15 protein-coding genes are annotated in these 20,606 nt (G+C 63.0%); 2 read left to right on the plus strand and 13 right to left on the minus strand.

Annotated elements, in window-relative coordinates:
* Position 1 precedes the first annotated feature (1 nt).
* The 4 genes from I8J29_RS15695 to I8J29_RS15710 form a co-directional block, all read right to left on the minus strand.
* Positions 2–847 carry an ABC transporter permease gene (locus I8J29_RS15695; RefSeq protein ID WP_208848488.1) on the minus strand — a complete coding sequence of 282 codons (846 nt, stop codon included), beginning with the start codon at positions 845–847 and terminating at the stop codon, positions 2–4.
* Positions 848–851: 4 nt separating this feature from the next.
* A complete protein-coding gene (locus tag I8J29_RS15700; RefSeq protein WP_208848489.1) occupies positions 852–1,802 on the minus strand; it encodes an ABC transporter permease in 951 nt (316 codons plus the stop codon).
* Positions 1,803–1,872: 70 nt separating this feature from the next.
* The gene (locus I8J29_RS15705; RefSeq protein WP_240546229.1) at positions 1,873–3,504 is read right to left on the minus strand and encodes an ABC transporter substrate-binding protein; all 1,632 of its coding nucleotides are present in this window, start codon (positions 3,502–3,504) and stop codon (positions 1,873–1,875) included.
* A gap of 331 nt (positions 3,505–3,835) precedes the next feature.
* Positions 3,836–4,126 (minus strand): hypothetical protein, encoded by a 291-nt coding sequence (locus I8J29_RS15710; protein WP_208848490.1) that lies wholly within the window; start codon positions 4,124–4,126, stop codon positions 3,836–3,838.
* 397 nt (positions 4,127–4,523) lie between these two features.
* On the opposite strand from I8J29_RS15710, the gene I8J29_RS15715 reads away from it, so the two are divergent.
* Positions 4,524–5,171: a transcriptional regulator gene (locus I8J29_RS15715; RefSeq protein ID WP_208848491.1), complete on the plus strand. Its 648-nt coding sequence runs from the start codon at positions 4,524–4,526 to the stop codon at positions 5,169–5,171.
* Between the two features lie 744 nt (positions 5,172–5,915).
* Here the strand turns inward: I8J29_RS15715 and I8J29_RS15720 are convergent.
* From I8J29_RS15720 to I8J29_RS15740, 5 genes are all read right to left on the minus strand, one after another.
* Positions 5,916–6,800 (minus strand): carbohydrate ABC transporter permease, encoded by an 885-nt coding sequence (locus I8J29_RS15720; RefSeq protein ID WP_208848492.1) that lies wholly within the window; start codon positions 6,798–6,800, stop codon positions 5,916–5,918.
* A 16-nt stretch (positions 6,801–6,816) separates the two neighbouring features.
* A complete protein-coding gene (locus tag I8J29_RS15725) occupies positions 6,817–7,716 on the minus strand; it encodes an ABC transporter permease (RefSeq protein WP_208848493.1) in 900 nt (299 codons plus the stop codon).
* 84 nt (positions 7,717–7,800) lie between these two features.
* The gene (locus I8J29_RS15730) at positions 7,801–9,564 is read right to left on the minus strand and encodes an extracellular solute-binding protein (RefSeq protein WP_208848494.1); all 1,764 of its coding nucleotides are present in this window, start codon (positions 9,562–9,564) and stop codon (positions 7,801–7,803) included.
* A gap of 131 nt (positions 9,565–9,695) precedes the next feature.
* Positions 9,696–11,498 (minus strand): response regulator, encoded by a 1,803-nt coding sequence (locus I8J29_RS15735; protein WP_208848495.1) that lies wholly within the window; start codon positions 11,496–11,498, stop codon positions 9,696–9,698.
* Complete coding sequence (locus I8J29_RS15740) at positions 11,476–13,257, minus strand: sensor histidine kinase (RefSeq protein WP_208848496.1); 1,782 nt, start codon at positions 13,255–13,257, stop codon at positions 11,476–11,478. The genes I8J29_RS15735 and I8J29_RS15740 overlap by 23 nt, the downstream gene beginning before the upstream one ends.
* Before the next feature lie 448 nt (positions 13,258–13,705).
* Here I8J29_RS15740 and I8J29_RS15745 point away from each other — a divergent pair, with 448 nt between their 5' ends.
* Positions 13,706–14,722: an LLM class flavin-dependent oxidoreductase gene (locus I8J29_RS15745; RefSeq protein ID WP_208848497.1), complete on the plus strand. Its 1,017-nt coding sequence runs from the start codon at positions 13,706–13,708 to the stop codon at positions 14,720–14,722.
* Between the two features lie 79 nt (positions 14,723–14,801).
* Here I8J29_RS15745 and I8J29_RS15750 read toward each other — a convergent pair whose 3' ends face one another.
* From I8J29_RS15750 to I8J29_RS15765, 4 genes are read right to left on the minus strand one after another with little or no spacing between them, the layout of a single operon-like run.
* Complete coding sequence (locus I8J29_RS15750) at positions 14,802–15,743, minus strand: hypothetical protein (RefSeq protein ID WP_208848498.1); 942 nt, start codon at positions 15,741–15,743, stop codon at positions 14,802–14,804.
* 28 nt (positions 15,744–15,771) lie between these two features.
* Entirely contained in the window at positions 15,772–16,839 is a 1,068-nt protein-coding gene (locus I8J29_RS15755) for a phosphotransferase family protein (protein WP_208848499.1), read from the minus strand.
* Positions 16,840–16,889: 50 nt separating this feature from the next.
* Positions 16,890–18,704: an ABC transporter ATP-binding protein gene (locus tag I8J29_RS15760; protein WP_208848500.1), complete on the minus strand. Its 1,815-nt coding sequence runs from the start codon at positions 18,702–18,704 to the stop codon at positions 16,890–16,892.
* A 40-nt stretch (positions 18,705–18,744) separates the two neighbouring features.
* Entirely contained in the window at positions 18,745–20,487 is a 1,743-nt protein-coding gene (locus tag I8J29_RS15765) for an ABC transporter ATP-binding protein (RefSeq protein ID WP_208848501.1), read from the minus strand.
* Positions 20,488–20,606: the final 119 nt, after the last annotated feature.

Here is a 20,606-nt window from a genome sequence, read left to right on the forward strand (position 1 = left end):
TTTATCGTTTGCCGAGCTTCGGTTCGAAGCCGACGCGCAAAATATTGCCCAGAATGTTAAAGCAGAGCACGGTCAGGAATATGAGAACGCCCGGAAATATCGCCAGATACGGCGCTTGAACGATATAGCCTTGCGCCCCGTTCAGCATGCTGCCCCACGTCGCGTTCGGCGCCTGCACGCCGAAGCCGAGGAAGCTGAGCGACGATTCCATCATGATCGCGGAGGCGATGTTGTTCGTCGCGCTGACGATGATGACCGACGCGAGGTTCGGCAGCACGTGCCGGCCGATGATGCCGAGCGCGCCCTGGCCGGACGCCTTGGCGTACAGCACGTATTCGCGTTCCTTGAGCGCGAGCGTCTCCGCGCGGACGATCCGCGCGATGTTCATCCACATGAGCAGCGAGATGATCACGATCAAGTTGCCGACGCTCGGCTTCAGGTAGACGCTTAGCAAAAGCAGGATAAGAAAAGTCGGAATAGACAATATGATTTCCACGATCCGCATCAGCACGGTATCGATCCAGCCGCCGAAATAGCCGCTCGCGACGCCGACCGCCACGCCGATGCTTGTCGACAGGATCATCGCCAGGAAGCCGACCGTGAGCGACACGCGGCCGCCGTACAGCGCCCGGGCGAAGTAATCCCGCCCGTAGTCGTCCGTGCCGAACCAATGGCCGGCTCCGGGCGGCTTCAGCTTCTCCAGCACGTTCAGCGCGTTCGGATCCTTGTTCGTCAGGAACGCGAAGGCCGCGGCCAGGACGAAGACGGCGAGCAGGGCGACCGCGGCGATCCCCAGCTTGTTGGCCATCAGCTCCGCGCCGACGTTGCGCCATTTGCTCCGATTCATGATGTCACCTCGTAAGTTTGATTCGTGGATCGGCAAAGCCGTACAGCATGTCCGCAAGCAGATTGCCGACGATCAGCATGACGGAGGACAGGAGCGTGATCCCCAGGATCACGGGGTAGTCGAAGCCGCGGACCGCCGTCATCCCGAGGGAGCCGATGCCCGGCCAGGAAAAGACCGTCTCGGTCACGATCGCGCCCGTCACGAGGTCGCCGAGCGACATCCCGAGCAGCGTGATGACCGGCAGCAGCACATGCTTCAGCACGTGGCGGAACAGGACCGTCCGCTTGGCGGAGCCGAAGGCGTATTGGATCTGCACGTAGTCCTCCTTCAGCTGGCTGATCGTGCTGGAACGGATATAGCGCACGTAGACGGACAGGAAGCCGATCGCGAGCACGGCGCAGGGCAAAATCCCGTGCTTGATCACGTCGAGCGCGCCGTTCTTGCCGATCGTATGCATGCCGAGGCTGGGCAGCCAATGCAAGCGGATGGCGAATAAATAGACGAACAGAATCGCGAGCCAAAAGAGCGGCACCGAAATGCCGATGTAAGCCAGCAGGTTGACGAGCTTGTCGACCCACTTGTTCCGGTTCGCGCCCGCGAGCAGCCCGAGCGGAATGGCCAGCAGCACCGCGAGCGCGATGGCGGCCCCGACCAGCCCGGCCGTCGCCGGCAGCCGGTCGACGATCTGCCCGAGCACCGGTTGATGGTTCACGAGCGAATAGCCGAAATTGCCGCTCAGGCCTTCCTTCAGCCATTTGACGTACTGCACGTACGCGGGCTGGTCCAGGCCGAGGTTGTGCCGGACGCGCTCGATGTCGTCCGCGTGCATGTTCGGCGTCACGAAGGACAGTACCGGATCTCCCGGCGCCGCCTTCACGAGCGCGAAGCAGACGAGCGAGACGAAAAAGAGCATCGGCACGGTTTGCAAGAGTCTTCGAACGATGAGTCGTCGCATAATGTCGCTCTCCCAGCTGCATGAAGCAAAAAAATAAGCTGGATGAACCAGCTTATTTTCCCGCGCATCCTTATTTCAGATAAAGTTTGGACGGATCTTCGAAAATCACGACGGGCTTCAGGATGGCTTCATCCAGTCCGCCGTATTTTTTGTCCACCGCCACGATCGTCTTGGTGTAGGCGATCGGGTAGACCGGCGCGTCTTCGGCGACGATTTCCTGCAGCTGCTTGTAGATCTCGCCGCGTTTCGCCTGGTCGCCTTCGGCGCCGCCCTGCTTGAACAGGTCGTCGACCTTCGGGTTGGAGTAGTGCGTATAGTTGGCGTCGCCGTTCGTCGCGTACAGGATGCTGTACGCGTCCGGATCGTAGCCCATGATGTAGCCGCCGGCCGCGAGCTCGTAATCGGTCGACTTGAGATCCGAGAACTTCGTGCCGTACGCGGAAGCGTCCATCGCGTTGATCTGCACGTCCACGCCGACCGCCTTCAGCTTCTGCTGCACGTACAGGGCGATCGCTTCCTGCGCCTTGTTGCCGCTCGACGTGATGAAGCGCAGCTTCAAGTTGCCGGCGCCGGCCGATTGCAGCAGCTCCTTGGCTTTCGCGGCGTCATTGTCGAAGCTCGGCACGTCGTTATCGAAGTAGATGTTGTCCGAGGCCAGGATCGACTTGGCCGGATCCGCGTAGTCGCCGGACATGTACGCCGTCGAGATCAGCTCCTCGCGGTTCAGCGCGTAGGACAGCGCCTGGCGCACTTCCTTCTTCTTCAGCGCGCCCGTGTCGCTGTTCTCGTTGAAGAGCAGGTACGACAGGCGGCCTTCGCTATACGGCAGGATTTCGAAGTTGTTCGTCGCTTGAATCGTCGCCACGTCCTGCGGATCGAGGTATTTCACGTTGATCTCGCCGTTCTGCAGCGCCAGGTTGGCGGCGTTCGTGTCTTTCGCGATGCGGTACGTGATGGAATCCAGGTGCGGCTTGCCGCCGAAGTAATGATCGAAGCGTTCCAGCGTCACGTATTCGCCCGTCTTGTATTCTTTGAACTTGAAGGCGCCGGAACCGACCGGCGTCGCGTTCTTCGTGCTCTTCTCGATGTCGGCTTCGTTCTCGAAGACGTGCTTCGGAATCGGCGACACTTGGACGAGCGTCGCTTCGAAGGCCGGCGCGACCTGCGGGAGCTTAAATTCGACCGTCAGGTCGTCCTTCTTGACCGCTTGGATCGGCTTGCCGTTGATGATGAAGTTCGCGCGCAGGAAGCTGTTCTGCTTCTCGTCGAGAATCTTGTCGATCGTGAACACGACGTCGTCGGCCGTCAGCTTCTGGCCGTCATGCCACGTCAGGCCGTCCTTCAGCTTGAGCGTATAGGTCAGCTTGTCCGCGGAAAGGTCCAAGCTGTCCGCGAGGTAAAACGTCTTCTTGCCGTTATCGACTTGGAACAGCGGCGCGTACAGCGCTTGGTCGATCGTCAGGCTGACGCGGTCGCCGGCGTAGTTGGGATTCAGAATAACCGGATCCGCGCCTACCGCGACGATCAGACTGCCGCCGTCCTTCGGCTGGCCGTTGTCGGCCGCTTGTCCGTTGTTCGCCGGCGCGTTGCCGGTCGTCGTGTTGCCCGTGTTCGTTCCGCCGTCGTTGTTGCCCGAGCAAGCGCTCAGCAGCACCGTCAACGACAGCATGACAGCCCCGATAATACTCGTGCGTTTACGCATGATGTCTCTCCCTCTCTTAGCTAACATGAAATCTCTCTAATGCCTAGTATTGTATACTGGTTTAGTCGGAATTGCAATGGGGAAAACGCGTCTTGACGGGGATCGCTTAGGACGGAAGTCGCGCTTGATTGGGCTTATTATGCCACAATTGGGAGCAGGATATCAGTCCTGTCATAAAACGTTCAACATTTGTCGAAACAAATCGAAAACGCCCGCTCCTCTGTCGGAACGGACGCTCGGCTTCCGGTTGCGCTTGCATCGGCGCGAACGAGGCCGCGTACGGGGCAAGTGATTGCTGCTTGTCTCGTAAACTTCGCCTCCCGCCGACTTCTTAACGATAAGCGACGACCGCCCAGACGCAGAGCCCGGCGAGCGCGACGCAAGCCCAGAAGATCCGGTACGCACGGCGGACGGGGCGATGCGCGAAGGCGCGTTTGGCGATCAGGATCTCGTTGCCGACGAAGACGCTCAGCCCGATCAGCGCATAACCCCCGTAGATCGCGAGCAGCGTCGAGGCGGGTTCGCCGGTATCGTTGAACAGGAACGCGACGCCGAGCAGCAGCAGCGCGCCCAGCGTCGCGAGCGCGGAAATCACGCGGACGATATTTGGCAGCACGTTCATGGCGCCCCTCCTTCGGATGGCCGGTCCATCGGTTCATTACCCTTTATTACCCCGGCGGCCGCGATGTAATCCGGTTGGTCGAGGTAGTCGCGTTCGGCGCCGTCGCACGCTAGCCGGGTGAAATGCATGATGCCGAGCAGCTCGGCCGGCTTGTTGGCCGGTTCGAGCCCATCGGACGTCTCGAAGTCCCCGACATCGGGCGGCGGAGCAACGCTTCATTCTAGCATATATCGGCAGATGCGGAGGCGTAGATTATTGTCCGATTCAGCCTCCTACGTTATAATGACGCTCATAGGTCGTGAAGCACACGCCGCCTCGATACGATGCTCATCCGGAGAACCGGACGCATCGGCGAGGCGGCTTTTTTGCGCACATTTTCTCAGGGGGCGAGATTGCGATGACGAGGTTCGAACAGCAGTATGAGGAATGGATGCAGCGGCAGCTCGCGGAGGAGCCGAACGCGCAGCGCAGCGAGATACTGCGAAAGGGACTTGGGCATGGCAGCGTCGCCTTCCTCCGCTCGGTGTGGTTCCCGGCGGTCGGACACTTCCACGATCTGCGCGCGGAGTGGGAAGTGCGGGATTTCGGCAACGGGTACCGTTACCTGGATCTCGCCTATCGCCCTGGTGGCGCGAAAGGCGGCATCGAGATACAAGGCTACGGGCCGCACGCCCGCGACTTGGACATCGTGCGGTTCAAGGACTTATGCCGCCGGCATTGCTTGCTGGCGTTGGACGGATGGACCTTTCTCCCGATCGCCTATCCCTCGATCGTAGACGAGCCTAAGGCGTGCCAGCAGCTGGTCTTGGCGTTCATCGGCAAATTCGTGGCAACGGACGTGCCCGCTTCGCTATCCTGGCTCGAGGCCGAGACCGTCCGTTTCGCGCGCCGGCTGCTGCGGCCGTTTTCGCCCGCGGAGCTCGAAAGCCACCTCCGCGTCAGCGATCGCCATGCGCGGCGGGTGCTGCATGATTTGGTCGAGCGGCAGCTGCTCGACATCGCAAGCGGCAGCCAGCGGGCGCGGACGTATCGGATTCGGGTATGATCCGGGCGGCGCTTGGAGCTCGAGCCGGCAGGGGCGGACATGCCGGATTCGAGCATGAGCGAGTTGGTTGGCTGCAAAGCGGACGCGCACCCGCGGCATTCGAGCATCAGTAAGTTGTTGCTTGGCTGCAAAGCGGACGCGGGCCCATGGCATTCGAGCATCAGCGAGTTGCTGCTTGGCTGCAGACGGTTCGGCTTTCGGCCGATTGTCTTTTGCAGCTAGTTTTTAGGCGCTAAGCTTTGAAGGTTCGCTTTTGGCGGACAGGAGATCCGCTATTCATGTCAAAAGCGCCGATTTGTGATTTTGGCGGCCACAGGCGCGCTTATTCACCTTTGTCGGCGTCAAAACTCGGGGGTTCGGAAGCAATAACGGATCTCCAGTCCGCCAAATCGGCAGAATGATCCGTTTCGGCGAAATAAGCGCTGTGGTGGCCGCCAAATGTATGTTGAGGGTAGTTTCCTCTTCTCGTGCACGGCATAGGTCCGCGACTGCCGCGGCTACACGGCCCCGCCTGGCCGCATCGCTTGCACCGCCATCGCGCCACAGCCGCCGCTGCTATCCGGCGCCACGCCCTGCCTCGGCAGCCGTCTCGGCCATCGCGCCCCGTCTACCGCGGCGACCCGGCGCCGCCGGCGCCACGCCGCCTGCGCGGCTGCGCGCGCCCTCCCGCGCCATGCGCCCAACGCCGAAAAACCCCCGCGCCCGGACAGACGTCCGGCCACGGGGGTTCCAACGCTAAACCGCCTACTCCTTTACGCTCCCGAGCACGATGCCTTTCATGAAGAACCGCTGCAGGAACGGGTACACGAGCAGGATCGGCAGGGCGCCGAGGAAGATTTGCGCCGCTTTGGCGGTGCGGTCGTTGACTTCGGCGAGCGACTTCATGTCCGAGGAGGACATGAGCGTCAGGTCGCGGTTGATGACGACGGTCTGCAGGTAGCTCTGCAGCGGGTAATGGTCCGGCGAGTTCATGTAGATGATGCCGTCGAACCACGAGTTCCAGTGGCCGACCGTCGCGAACAGCGTGATCGTCGCGAGCGCCGGCAGCGACAGCGGCAGGAAGATGCGCCACAGCGTCGTCCAGTGGCCGGCGCCGTCCATGAACGCCGCCTCCTCCAGCTCCTTCGGCAGGCCGCGGAAGAAGTTGAGCAGGAGGATGACGTTGAAGACCGGCACCGCGCCCGGCAGGATCATCGCCCACAGGCTGTCCATGATCCCCGTGTACTTGACGGTCATGTAGAGCGGAATGAGGCCGCCGCCGAACAGGATCGTGACGACGAACACCCAGGCGTACAGCGTGCGCATCGGGAACTTTTTGACTTCCTTCGAGAGCGGGTAGGCGACGAGCACGGTCAGCAGCATGTTGAACGGCACGCCGACGGCCACCCGCTTCAGCGTCACGACGATCGATTTCCAGAACGCCGCCTTATGCGTGACGAAATCGTACGAACTCAGCGTGAACTCCACCGGCCACAGCTTGACGTAGCCCGCCTGGGCGGCGGCGCTGGAGCTGAAGGACAAGGCCAGGACGTGGATGATGGGCAAGATGCAGAGGATGCCGAGACAGGCCAGGAAGACGTAGTTGAACGACAGAAACAACCTGCGGCTAAACGTGTAATGCTCCAGCATTCAAACTCGCTCCTTCCTAGAAAATGCGGTATTTGGCGAACCGGTAAGCCAGGTAATACGACGCGGAGATGAAGACGAGCGAGACGACCGACTTGAACACCCCGACCGCCGTCGCGACGCCGAACTGCGAATCGACGAGGCCGATCCGGTACACGAAGGTATCGATGATGTCCCCCGACTCGTACACCTGCGGGCTATATAAATTAAACACCTGGTCGAACCCGGCGTTTAACACGTTTCCAAGGCTGAGGGTCGTCAAGAGCACGATGATCGGCATCATGCCCGGCAGCGTCACGTGCAGCGTCTGCTTCCAGCGCCCCGCGCCGTCCACGATCGCCGCCTCGTACAGCGACGGATTGATGCTCGTCAGCGCGGCCAAATACACGATGGTGTTGAAGCCGAATTCCTTCCACGTATCCGTGGCCACGAGCACGTACCGGAACCAGCCGTTGTCCCCGAGAAAATAAATCGGCTCGATGCCGAACCAGCCCAGCACCTGGTTGACGATGCCGTCCGTCGGCGAGAGAATGTCGATCAGAATGCCGCCGAGAATGATCCACGACAGAAAGTGGGGCAAGTAGATGACCGTTTGGATGCCCCGCTTGAACACTTCCTTGCGCACCTCGTTCAGGAGCAGCGCGGTGACGATCGGCGCCGCGAGGCCGACGACGATTTTCATGATGGCGATCAGGATGGTGTTGTAGATGATCCGGCTCGATTCCGGCATTTCCAGTACGTAACGGAAGTTGTCGAGGCCCGCCCATTTGGAATGGAAGATCCCCTTCGCCGGCACGAACTTCTCGAATGCGATCACGAGTCCAAGCATCGGGCCGTAGCAGTAGATGACGATGAGAATAAGCCCCGGCAAAATCATCAGATGCAGCGGGAGCCGCTCGCTCTTTTTTTTCCATAACATGGGGTTGTTCCTCCCTGCTCCGCTTCGTTCGGACGGCAGGACGGGCAGGGGAAGACCGGCTTCCCCCGCTGCCCGCGCCGCCTGTTACTTGCTCTTCGCCCAATCGTTGACTTCCTGCGCGATCTGGTCGCCGCCGAGCTTCTTCCACTCCGTGACGAATTTATCGAAGTTGTCGAGCGAGTCGCCCATGATGATTTTCGTGAACGTCTCGATCTCGCGCTTCTGCAGGTTGGAGTCCTTCTCGACCATCGCCGGCGTCGGCGCGCCGTAGAATTCCGTCATCTTCAGCAGGTTGCCGCTGACGTACCCGTCGATGACCTTGAACGAGCCTTCCTTCGCGAAAATCCGTTCGTACGCCCAGCCCAGCGGATCCTTGCTCGAGCCGTCGAGGAACGCGGCGATTTTGCCATAGTTGTCCTGCTCCTCGGCGTTCAGCTTGGACGTGTCCTTGCTGTCGATCGCCGCCGTGATGTGGAGGTAGATATCAAGGTTTTTGCGCGACGGCCACGCCTGGAACGGCATCATCTTGAACTTCTCGAAGCCCTCGCTCGTGAAGTAGGCCGCGTAGTTCTCCGGCGTCGTCGTCTCGCCCCAGCCGGTCTCGACGAACAGGTTCATCGCCTTAATGACGGCTTCCGGATGCTCGGCGCCCTTCTTCACGGCGAAGTACTGCCCCGTCGAGAAGCCGACCTGCGGCGTCACCGGCTGGTCGTCGTTCGAGACGAGCGGGAACGACTGCCACTGCGCGTTCGGATCGTTCTTCTTGTTGTCCACGAGCGGGAAGAGCGGGTTCCACATCTGGCCGAATTCCATGCCGATCTTGCCGGAGGTCGTCAGCTCGGCTTCCTTGCCGCCGTCCTTGACGCCGAATTCCTTGTCGATCTGGCCTTTCTTGTACAGCTCCTGCAGGGTGCCGAGCGCCTGCTTCATCTCCGGCTGCACGCTGCCGTACACGAGATTGCCGTTCGCGTCCTTGATCCACTGCTTCGGATAGGCGTGGAAGCCGTTCAGGAGACCGGTAATGTCGGCGAAGCCGCCGTACAGGTCCTTGTTCATCGCGATGCCGTACGTGTTCTTTTTGCCGTCGCCGTCCGGATCCTGGTTCGTGAACGCATCGGAAATCTTGAGCACGTCGGCCATCGTCTTCGGCGGCTCGAGGCCGAGCTTCTGCAGCCAGTCGGTGCGGATCCAGATCATCGCCGCGCCGTCCATGGAGGAGCCGGTGTTCGGAATCGCCATCAGCTTGCCGCCGAACGTCGCCGAGGACAAGGCCGCCGGACCGTCCTGGTTCAGGATTTCCTTCAGGAACGGGGACGCGTACTTGTCGTAGACGGCCGTCAGATCCTCCAGTTCGCCGGCGTCCTGCAGCTGCTGCAGCTGCTTCGCGTTGACCGGGATGACTTCCGGCAGGTCGCCCGATGCGATGGAGACGTTCATCTTCTGCTCGCCCTGGCCGCCCGGCTGGTCGCCGCTGACGACCCAGTCGTACTTGATTTTGATGCCGAGCTTATCCTCGAGCGCCTTCGTCCACATGTTGTTGTCGATCGTCTGGCCTTCCATGAACTTGAACGTGTCGTTGATGATCCGCACGCTCGACAGCGTGATCGGCGGATCGTACTTGCCGAGGTACGGGTCCGCCTCGGCCGCCGCGTTCCCGCCGTTGCCCGCGTTCGTCGCGTCGGTCGTATTCGTCGTATCGGTCGCGTTGGTCGTGTTCGTCGTGTTCGTTGTCGTGCCGTTCGAATCGGAAGCGCTGTTGGTTTCGTTGTTGCCGGAGCTGCAAGCGGTTGCCAAAATCAGTAACGATGCCATCGCCGTCGCCGCCGTCCACTTTACAGTCTTATGCATGCAAGAATCCTCCCCTTTGATTGCTTCTTCTTTCTCTTTCAGTATAAAAGGAAGCGCTTGCAGGATCGATTGAACAATCTTTAGATTTCTTCTCTCTTTTATAGAATCTGTTCGCGGCAAAGGCCCGGGGACTAAGCCCGGGCCCGATATTCCTGCGGCGTGACGCGCAGCCTTTTCTTGAAGAAGCGGTTGAAATAGCCCGCCGTCTCGAAGCCGACCCGATCGGCGATGTCCTGAATCTTGAGCGGCGTCGTCGCGAGCAGCTCCTTCGCCTTCTCGAGCCGCGCCTCCGCGATGTATTCGGACAGGTTAAGGCCGGTTTGCTGCTTGTACAGCACGGACAAGTACGCCGGGTTCAAATAGACGACCTCGGACAGCCGCGTCAAGGACAGATCGCCCGCCAGGTTGGCCCGAATGAACGCGTGCAGCTTCGCGATGACCTGCCGCGTGCATTCCGTCTGCACCGTCCGGCGCCGCGCGAGGATGTCCGACGCGACGCCCAGCAGCCGCTGCAGCGCGTCTTCCCGGCTGCGGTGCGCGGACAGGTTCATCAACGCGTCGATGGCGCCTCCGTCGTCTTCCGCCGGCTCCGCCCCTTCGGGCGCCAGATGCCCGAGGAGCAGGCCGGCGATCGCGTAGTACGCCCGCGCATAGTCCGCATACCGGGCCGGCAGCAGGAGGTACGCCCGCACGGCTTCCGCCAATGCCGCCTCGTTCCCCTCCTCCAGCAGGCGTTCCAGCTGCGAGCCGATGACGCGCGGCGGCGCGGGCGGCTGCAGCTCCGGCTCCCGGGGCCGCGCGTCCCCCTCGTCCGGCCGCCAGAGCAGCAGCATCCGGTCGCGGGAGCCGAGCCCGATCTGCAGCTGTCGCCGCATGGCGTCGTACGCGTCCGGCAGCGCCGTCCACGCGACCGGCCGGACGCAGCCGATCAGCGAAACGTCCAGCTGCAGCAGCCGCTCGCAGGTCCGCTGCACGGATTCCATCGTCCCGCGCGCGAAACCGACCGTCTGCGGCCAGGCCGGGTCCGCCTCGTACGCGGCATCGTCCGCGGCTCCGGCATCGTCCGCGACAGCGGCATCGTCCGCGTCCTTTTCCGCGGCTGCGGCGCTTTCCGAGGCCCCATCCTTTTCCGCAGCTCCGGCAGCTTTCGCGATTCCAGCGCTTTCCGAGGCTCCGGCCTCTTCCGCAGCTCCGGAGTCCGCCGCGTCCGTCCCGTCACCCGCCGCCCGCGGCTGCAGCAGGCACATGAAATGGCTCATGTCCAGGCTGACCGAGAAGAACGCCAGCGGCTCGTAATACTCGGCCGCGATATTTTGGACCGCGTACAGCAGCAGCGACCGGTCGCGATAGCCCGCCGCCTCCGGCCAGTCGATCCGGCCGATGAGCGGGAGCACGGGCAGTCCGCGGCGCAGCGGAACCTGCAGCTCCGCCAGCTTCCCGTCCGTCGCGGCCGGCGCCTGCCGCTCCAGCACGGCCTGCAGCCAGTCGCGGTGCAGCAGGGGCATCGCCTCGCTGACGCGCCGCTTGGCCTGCAGCAGGAAGCTTTCGCTCGCCGTCTCCGCGTCCAGCGCCGCGACGGCTTTGCGGATGCTGCGCTCGATCGCTTCGTCGCCCTCGGTCTTGAGAATATAGTCGATGGAGCCCGTCCGCATCGCCGTCTGCGCGGTCTCCAGCTGATGGATGCCGGTCAGGAAAATGATTTTGCACCGCGGCCACTGCGCGACGATCCGCTTCTGCAGCTCCAGCCCCGTCATGCCGGGCATGCGCACGTCGCTCAGCACGATGTCGATTTTGGCCCGCGCCAGCCAGTCCAGCGCTTCCTCCGGCGAGTAGGCGCGGTACAGGTCCAGCTCCAACTCTTCGATCTCCTCGATCATCTCGTACAGTCCGTCCACCGTGAAGCGCTCGTCGTCAACGATCAATAAGCGGTACATGGCCGCCACCTGCCTCTCTCGGAATCGTCATGGTCACTTTAAGTCCGCGGTCCGCGCCGAGCTCTAGCGTCAGCCCGCCCCCGCCGTACCGGATGATGATGCGCCGGTGGACGTTGAGCATCCCCGTATGCTCCGACGGCTCGGCCTTGTCCAGCAAGCCCGCCTGCATGGTGCGGAGCTTCTCCTCGTTCAGGTCGTCGCCGTTGTCCTCGATGATGATGTCGATCGCGCTCTCCCGCTCGCGGAACCGCACGGCGATGAGGCCGTCGCGGCGTTTGTTTTCCAAGCCGTGGTTGTACGCGTTCTCGATGATCGGCTGCACGATCAGCCGCGGCACCGGGAATTCGCGGATCGCCTCCGGCACCTCGTCGAAATCCACCGTGATCCGCTCCGAGAAGCGGATGGACTGGATCTCCGCGTACGTGCGGGCGTGCTGGACCTCGCTGCGCAGCGGCACCTCGTCGGAGCCGTCGCGCGTGATGTATTGGAAGTACTCCCCGAGATGCTTCGTAAAGTAAACGACGTTGTCGTGATCCCTCTGCTTCGCCATGCGGTACAGGATGAAGTAGCTGTTATAGAGAAAATGCGGATTGATCTGCGACTGCAGATGCCGCAGCTCCGCGAGGCGCGCCCGGTACTGCTGCTCGTACACCTCGTGGACCAGCACGTCGAGCCGCCGCACCATGCCGTTGAACTGGCCGTACAGGTAGCCGAATTCGTCCTGCAGCGGGTAGTGCACCTCCAGGTTGAACTGGCCTTGCTCGATGCGGCGGAAGGAGCGGACGAGCCGCTTGAGCGGCTGGTGGATGATGAGGTAGATGCTGTACGAGAACAGCAGCACCAGGATGACGGAGACGACCGACAGCACGTAGAACCAGAACCGGTACACCTCGAGCGACGCGTTCACTTTCGCTTCGGGCACGTACATGAGCAGCGACATGTCGAGGCGCGGGGAATGGTTGGAGACGAGCAAATACGGCGTCCCTTTCCAGCTGACGGCCTGCAGCTGATTCTCCGCGGCCCCTTCGCCCTCCCGCTGAAAATCGCGCACGAGCGCCTCGTCGACCGCCGTCTCGCCGCCGGTGATGATGAACGGCTGCTTGTTGCCGACGAGCGCCGTCCGGCCGCCTTCGTTGGTGAATTCCTGCAGCGCCGCCTCCAGCTTGGTCCGGGATACCTCCACGGCCAGCAGGAACACCGGCTTCTGCCGGCCGGACACCGCCGGATCGGGGTACGGCAGGCTGATGAAGATCCGGTCCTTCCAGACGAGAAACGGCGCCTCGAACCGGTTCGTCGACTGCGTCAGCGCCTCGAACTGCGCCTGGTCGAAATCGCCGATAATATTGTCGTTCGCGGAGACGGTCCGGTCCATCACGGGGATGAAAGCGATTGCATCTTCGACGAATTTACTGGACTTTTTGAGCAGGTCGAGCTTGCTCTTGATGCGGAGCTGGGCTTGCATCTTCTCGATTTCGGTCATGACTTCGGAGGAGGAGGTGAGCTTGAGCAAGTCGTCGTCGTTGACGTATTCCTGCAGTTGGCGGATGACGCCGTCGAGGTCGAATTCCAGCATGTTCATATAGAGCGAGGTCCGGGAAACGAGCGAATCGGTCAGCTCTTTTTGCACGTGGCGCGAGCCGATTTCGTTCATTCGCCAGCCGATGATGTAGAGCGGCGCGAGGGTCAGGAGGAAGGTCAGGACAAGCTTGGGCAGGATGGACAAGGAAGCCAGTCGTTTCAGGATCGTCAGCGCGGACACCCCCGGGACACGGATAACTTTCCCTCACTATAGCAAAAATAGGGGGTAAATAATATGGCCGTTTCTGCCATTTCGCCCGGTATTTCGACAGCAACGGCGAGGGATGGGCGGGACGTTTCCATGGAAACGGAAAAGGGGGATTTTCGGGAAGCATACACAGGCTGACGCGTTGTCCGGCATGCTGCGGCGATCGGTTGGATTGGAGAATTATTGCACTAACAAAAGGTTAGCTGCTTGCTATTTACCCACCCCTGTTCCATAATATGAACGTATCCTTTCATGATTGTCGTACTGTCGTTTGAGATAGAGGCCGGCCCCCTCGCGGCGAGGGAGCTGCGTCTGCGGGCTTCGCTCGCAAAAACGAAGTTCAAGCTTCCGAAGCGGTTGCTGCTCATCTCGCCGCATTCCCGGCATCGCATCATCCCACCACTTTTTAGGAGGTCTTCCTATGCCCCTTGAACGTTCCGTTCCGCTTTCCGTCCTCGACCTGGCGCCCGTCGTGGAGGGCGGGACGCCGGCGGAGTCCTTCCGCCATACGATGGAGCTCGCGAGATTGGCCGAGCGTCTCGGCTACAACCGCTATTGGCTCGCCGAGCACCATAACATGGCCGGCATCGCCAGCTCGGCCACGTCCGTCGTCATCGGCTACGTGGCCGGCGGCACGAAGCGGATTCGCGTCGGCTCGGGCGGCATCATGCTGCCGAACCACGCCCCGCTCGTCATCGCGGAGCAATTCGGCACGCTGGAGTCGATGTACCCCGGCCGGATCGATCTCGGCCTCGGCCGCGCGCCCGGGTCCGACCAATCGACCGTGCGGGCGCTTCGCCGCGACCTGCGGACGCACGGGGAGGACTTCCCCGAGCTGCTGAGCGAGCTGCGGCATTACTTCAACCCGCCCGAGGGCGAATACATGCCGGTCCGGGCTACGCCGGGCGAAGGACAGCAGGTGCCGATCTGGCTGCTCGGCTCGAGCGGCTTCAGCGCGAAGCTGGCCGGCGAGCTCGGCCTGCCCTTCTCGTTCGCGAGCCATTTCGCGCCGGAATACCTGATGCAGGCGATCCACCTGTACCGCAGCAGCTTCCGCCCGTCCGGCGCGCTGGAGAAGCCGTACGTCATGATCGGCGTCAACATCGTCGCGGCCGACACCGACGATGAAGCCCAGTTCCTGGCGACGTCGCAGCAGCAGCAATTCCTCAGCTTGATCCGCGGCCGTCCCGGCAAGCTGAAGCCGCCGGTCGCCGACATGGACGCGCTGTGGCAGCCGCACGAACGCGAAGCGCTGCGGTCCAAATTCCAGTTCGGCGTCATCGGCGCCAAAGCCGCCGTCGAGAACCGGCTGCAGGAAATCCTCCGGGACACGATGGCCGACGAGCTGATCGTCACGTCCCAGATTTACGATCACCAAGCCCGGCTGCGCTCGTTCGAAATCATCGCCGAAGCCGGCGGACTGCAAGCCGCCGATTAACGCGAGACGTCAAAAAGCACTCCCGAACCGCCTTCATGGCCGTTCGCGGAGTGCTTTTTTGTCGGCATCGCCGGCGCGGTCAGCTCATCAGCCGATCCAGCCCGATCGCGCTGATCAGCAGCCGTTCCTTCTTGCTGCCGAGGAGCCGCTGCGTCCAATCGACGAAGCCGCCGTCGCCGATCGTCAGCTCCCTGCCCGCGATCGTCGTCTTGACCGCGAACTGCAGCCCCGCGTAATAGCGGTGATCCGGCTTCGCTTCTCCGATCGAGACGCGGATGCCCGCGCCGTTCGCCTCGCCGTCCGCGGCGATCCGCGCCACCAGCCCTTCGGCGTCCGGATACCCGCCGCGCGCGCTCAGAACCACCTCGATATCCGCATCGAAGCGCTCGCGGAAGATCGTCCGGTAGACGTCGACGTGCTCCCAGAACGCCGGCTTCTCGAAGCCGTACGAGCCGGTGTCGCGTCCGGCGGTTACCTGGCCGAAGAGATGGAAGTGCGGCAGCATGCCCGGCGCGTTCCCGAAGAACTGCGCGCGCACGTGCCGGTGCGTCGTGCACAGCCGCAGCCGCTCGTCCCTGCGGCGCGACCCTCCCTCGGCCCGAATCAGCTCGCACGCATGCAGCGCTAGCAAATTGGTCGCGTCCGAGACGACCTCCGTCCCCCGCAGAGCGGAGACGACGTTGTTCTGGTCGACCTCCGCGATGACCGATGCCGTTCCGAGCGGCGCGACGGGCGAGAGCTGCACCGGCGCGGCGCCGTGCCGGACCGCGATCGCCAGCAGCTCGAGTTCCAGCCGCTTCAGCGCGATCGGATCGGCCGCCGCGGGCTTCACGAAGCGGTTCTCCCGGTACCGGCGCAGCAGGTCGGCGGCGGACGAAGCCGCGGTCCGCGCGCGGAACACCTCCAGCAGCAGCGTATTCAGCTCGCTGCCGGACAATTCTTCCGCCAGCAGCCGGACGACGTCCGGCCGGCGCAGGCGGGCCCGGCTCGATTCAAGCTCCGGTTGCGATTCTTCTCCCATCGGCAAGCGCCTCCTCATCCTCTCGCGATTAGTCCGCCGCATCCAGCAGCGCCGCGCACTGCGCGAAGCTGGCCAGCGTTTCCGTCCGCTGCCGGCGCAACTGCTCCGGCGACCACTTGGCGGGCAACGCCGCGTCCCGCCGAAGCGCCGCGAGATCCTTCTCGATCAGCAGCAGCATCCAAAGCGAAAACACGGCGGCGAATAACGCATACTCCCGCTTGAATTCAGCCCCGTCCGCCGGCATGCCCCTGCGGGCCGCCTCGGAAACATAAACGTCCAACAGCCGCGACCGGACGTCCGCGTCCATCGTCTTCGGGAACACGGGATGGGACAGATCGATCAGATGGTACAAATCCCAGTAAGGGCTGTTCAGATGCGCATGCTCCCAATCGAGCACCTTCACGCCGCCCGAAGCGAGCGCGTAGTTGCCGAGATGCAGGTCGCCGTGCGACAGCACCCGCCGGGACCAGCCCGGCGCCGTGACATGGAGCGCTCCGCCTGAGCGCAGCGGCGCCGCGACCCGCTCCAGCAGGGCCGCCCCCTCCGGCAGGGCGGCGGACAACGCGGCGTGCAGCGCGTCTTCCCGGTCCAGCACGTCCGCGAGCAGCGCTTCGATCATCGGCTTCGGTCCGAGCAGCGGGGCGTCCAGCAAGCCGTCGACGGGCAGCGCGTGCCACTGCGCGATATACGGAACGAGCGCTTCGGCCGTTGCCGCATCGAAGGCGTGCGACAGCGGTCCCAGGTCCTCGAACAGGCACCAGCCGCCGGCTTCGCCATGCCCGGCCGGATCCGCGGCTCCCGCCGCGACGTCCGGGCCCGCGTGCTCCGCGTCCGGCAGCGCGTTGCCCGAGAACGCCAGCAGCTTCGGATAGATCTGCGGCAGCAGCGGGAGCACGCGGGCGTACACCCACGCTTCCAGCCCCAGTTGGCTGTCGTTGGTGAGCGGTTTATAGATGACCCGCGCCCCCGTGCTCAGGAACAGCCGCTCCACCCGCTGCCCGTTCATGCCCGTGTATAACGTCTCCCGTCCCGCGATCAACGCTTCGTTCAGCGTGCCGTCCGGCTTCTTGAATTCGCTTGCCGCCCATTCGCCCATCGTCCATTCGCCCTCTCCGATAGCTTCCTTGTGCCGTCATGCCCGCCGCGTCAGATGACGATCGGCGAGCCGCCCGCCTGGGATCCGCCCTCCGCCGGCCGCGCGGCGCCTTCCCCGGTCTGCGCCGCGGCCGTCTCGCCCGTCTGCAGCTGGTACATTTTATAATAGCGCCCTTCCAGCGCCATCAGCTCGCGATGATTGCCGCGTTCCACGATCTCGCCGCGATGCAGCACGAGAATCTGGTCCGCCTCGCGGATCGTGGACAGCCGGTGCGCGATGACGAGCGTCGTCCGTCCGGCGCTCACGACCTTGAGCGCCTGCTGGATCAAGCCTTCCGTCTCGCTGTCGATGTTCGCCGTCGCTTCGTCCAGGATGAGAATAGACGGATCGAACGCGAGCGCCCGCGCGAACGAGATGAGCTGCCGCTGGCCCGAGGACAGCGTGCTGCCCCGTTCCACGACCTGCTCGTCGTACCCGTTCGGCAGCTGCTCGACGAACGATGACGCGCCGACCTCGCGCAGCGCCGCCTTCACCCGCTCGAACGTGATGTCTTTATTATAAAGGCTGACGTTGAATTTGATATCGCCCGCGAACAGAAACGGATCCTGCAGCACGATGCCCATATGTTTGCGCAGCTCCTGCTTCGAGTACGTCCCGATATCCCGCCCGTCGATGGAGATGACGCCCTGCTGCGGTTCGTAGAAGCCGAGCAGCAGATTCAGGATGGAGCTCTTGCCCGAGCCGGTATGGCCGACGAGCGCCACCGTCTCGCCCTTGCGCGCCTCGAACGAAATGCCCTTCAGGACGTTCTCGCCTTCCTTGTAGGCGAACGTGACGCCGTCGAACTTCACGGCGCCCTCCGGGCGCGGCGTCCCTTCCGCTTCCTCCACGTCCTTGCCTTCGAGATCCATGATGGCGAACACCTTCTCGCCGGACACGAACGCCCGCTGCGCGTTCATGAGCTGGTCGAAGATGCCGATGATGGGGTTGAAGATCCGCCCCAGATAATCGATGAACGCGTAAAACACCCCGAACGAGATCGACGCCGCCGTCAGCGACTCGTTCCCGAAATACCAGATGACCAGCGCCGTCAACAGCCCGCCGATCGTGCCGACGATGTTGCGCGAAGAGAGCGAGAACACCCGGAACTGCTTCACCTGGTTCGCGTACCGGTCGTGGTTGAGCGTCTCGAATTCGCGAATCGTCGTCTGCTCGCGGCGGAACGCCTGGATGACCGGCATGACGTTAATCGTCTCGTTGAACATCGCGTTCATGTCGCTCAGCCGGGCGCGCATGATCGTGATATAGATCTTGGAATATTTCAGGTGGACGTACATGATGACGACGAACAGCGGCGGCAGCGCCAGCGTGATCAGCGCGAGCCGGGCGTCCAGCACGAACAGGGCCACGTAGATGCCGGCGAGTTGCACGAGGCTGACGACGAACGTCGCCATGAAGCTCATGAACAGGTCGCGGATCGCTTCCGTGTCGTTCGCGATCCGCGAAACGACCTGGCCGATCGGCGTATTGTCGAAGTACCGCACCGGAATGCGGGAGATATGCTTCATGAGGTCCATCCGCATGTTCTTAATGATGCGAAGCGCCGTCGTCTGCAGCAAATACGATTGCGAGAAATTGCAAACGCTCGCCGTCAGCAGCAGCCCCATGTACAGGGCGAGCAGCCGGAGCACGGCGGCGATGTCGTCTTTGTCCTGGGAAAGATGGTTGTCGATAATGGTCTTGGCGATGTACGGCCCGCCGAGCTCCGCGCCGACGGCGCAGCAGAGAATGAGCATGGCCGCGAGAATGCGGTATTTGTACGCGAGGGCATAGCGTGCCAGCCTGCCCGCGGTCGTTGACTTCATCGTGGACGACCTCCTGTGCCTCCAAGGGCGCTTGTAATGGCTACTCCTCCAGCCCGGCTTCCATCTGCTGGCGATCCCACTGCTTCCGGTACCAGCCGCCGAAGTGCATCAGCTCTTCGTGCGTGCCTTCCTCCGCGATCCGGCCTTCGTCGAGCACGAGGATCCAGTCGGCGTGGCTGACGGCGGACAGGCGATGCGTCGCGATGAGGGTCGTCCTGCCGGCGCGTTCCTGCCGGATATGCGACAGAATCCGGGTCTCGGTCCGCGCGTCGACGGCCGAGAGCGAGTCGTCCATGACCAGAATCTCGGCGTTCATCAGGAGCGCCCGCGCGATCGCGAGCCGCTGCTTCTGCCCGCCGGAGAGCATGACGCCGTTCTCGCCGACGATCGTGCCGAGCCCTTCCGGCATGAGCGCGACGTCCGCGGCGAAGGATGCCATGTCCACCGCCTTGGCGATCTCCGCGTCCGAGGCGTCCGGTTTGCCGAGGGCGATATTGTCGCTAATCGTCTTGGACAACAGCAGATGCTCCTGCGGCACGTAGGCGACCCACGCTTTCACCCGGTCGATCGCGATCGCCTCGACGGGCACGCCCGAGAAGAAGAGCCGTTCCCGCTCGAGCGGATACTGCCGCAGCAGCTGCTTCAGCAGCGTGCTCTTCCCGCTGCCCGTGCGCCCGACGATGCCGAGCGTCTGCCCGCGCTCCAGCCGGAACGAGACGCCCCGCAGGCTTGGATGCTCCGCGGCCGGGTACGTGAACGAGAGCTCGCGCATCTCGATCCGCTCCGGCACCTCGACGTCGACCGGCCGCTCGGGATCGGCAAGATCCGGCTCCTGGCGGAACGACCGCTCCACGCGGTCTGCCGAGGCGTTGCCCCGCTGCAGCACGTTGATGAATTCCCCGAACGAAATCATCGGCCAGATCAGCATCCCCAAGTAGATGTTGAACGAGACGAGCTGCCCGAGCGAGATGTCGTGGGTGAACACCAAATAAGACCCGTAGCCGATGCCGATCGAATAGCTGACGCCGACGATGAGCGAAATGATCGGCTGAAACATCGCGTTCAGCACCGATACTTCGCGGTTGCGGTCCATGACGCCGGTCGTCACGGCGTCGAACGCGTCGAGGTCCCGGTGCTCCTGCACGTAGGAGCGCAGGACGCGGATGCCGGAGATCGACTCCAGCGCATGGTCGTTCATCTTGCCGAACGCGTCCTGGGCGGCCAGGAAGCGCGTGCGCACCTTGCGCCCGAGGTAGCTGATCGCGACCGCCAGAAGCGGCAGCGGCACCAGCGCCGCCAGCATGAGCCGGTAGTCGATGAGCGAGATCATCGTAATGATGACGACCGACGCGCCGACCAGCGTGTTGACCAGCGTCATGACGCCGTAGCCCGCCGTATTGCCGATGGCGAGAATGTCGTTGGTGGCGAGCGCCATCAGCTGGCCCGTGCTGTTGCGCTGGAAGAAGCTCGGCGTCATCCGCGTCAGATGCGCCATGAAGCGGCCGCGCAGCAGCTTCTCGAGCAGCACCGAATTGCCGTAGAGCGTCGTGATCCAGACGTAGACGAGCCCGTACATGAGCAGCGCGAGTCCGACCAGCAGCAGAACGGTATGGCTCAGCTCGGACGCGGTCAGCTTGCCGCGCTGGATATGGTCGATCGTGTTGCCGATCATTTTGGGCGGAATCGTCTGAAGCAGGTTCACGGTCGCCATCAAGGCGATGGCCACCGCGTAATACCCCCATCTCGTTTTGAAAAACCACTGAAGCCGCGTTACGAACGACACGCCGTATTCCTCCGTTTCGATTCGAGTGCGGGAACGGTTCTGCGAAGCGGTCCCCGTCGCTCCGCGCCGTCTCCCCCGCCTTGGCGGGAACCGGCGCCTTCCTTGCTTGCCCTTATCCG

Source organism: Paenibacillus artemisiicola, assembly GCF_017652985.1.
GTDB classification, from domain to species: Bacteria; Bacillota; Bacilli; order Paenibacillales; family Paenibacillaceae; genus Paenibacillus_Z; species Paenibacillus_Z artemisiicola.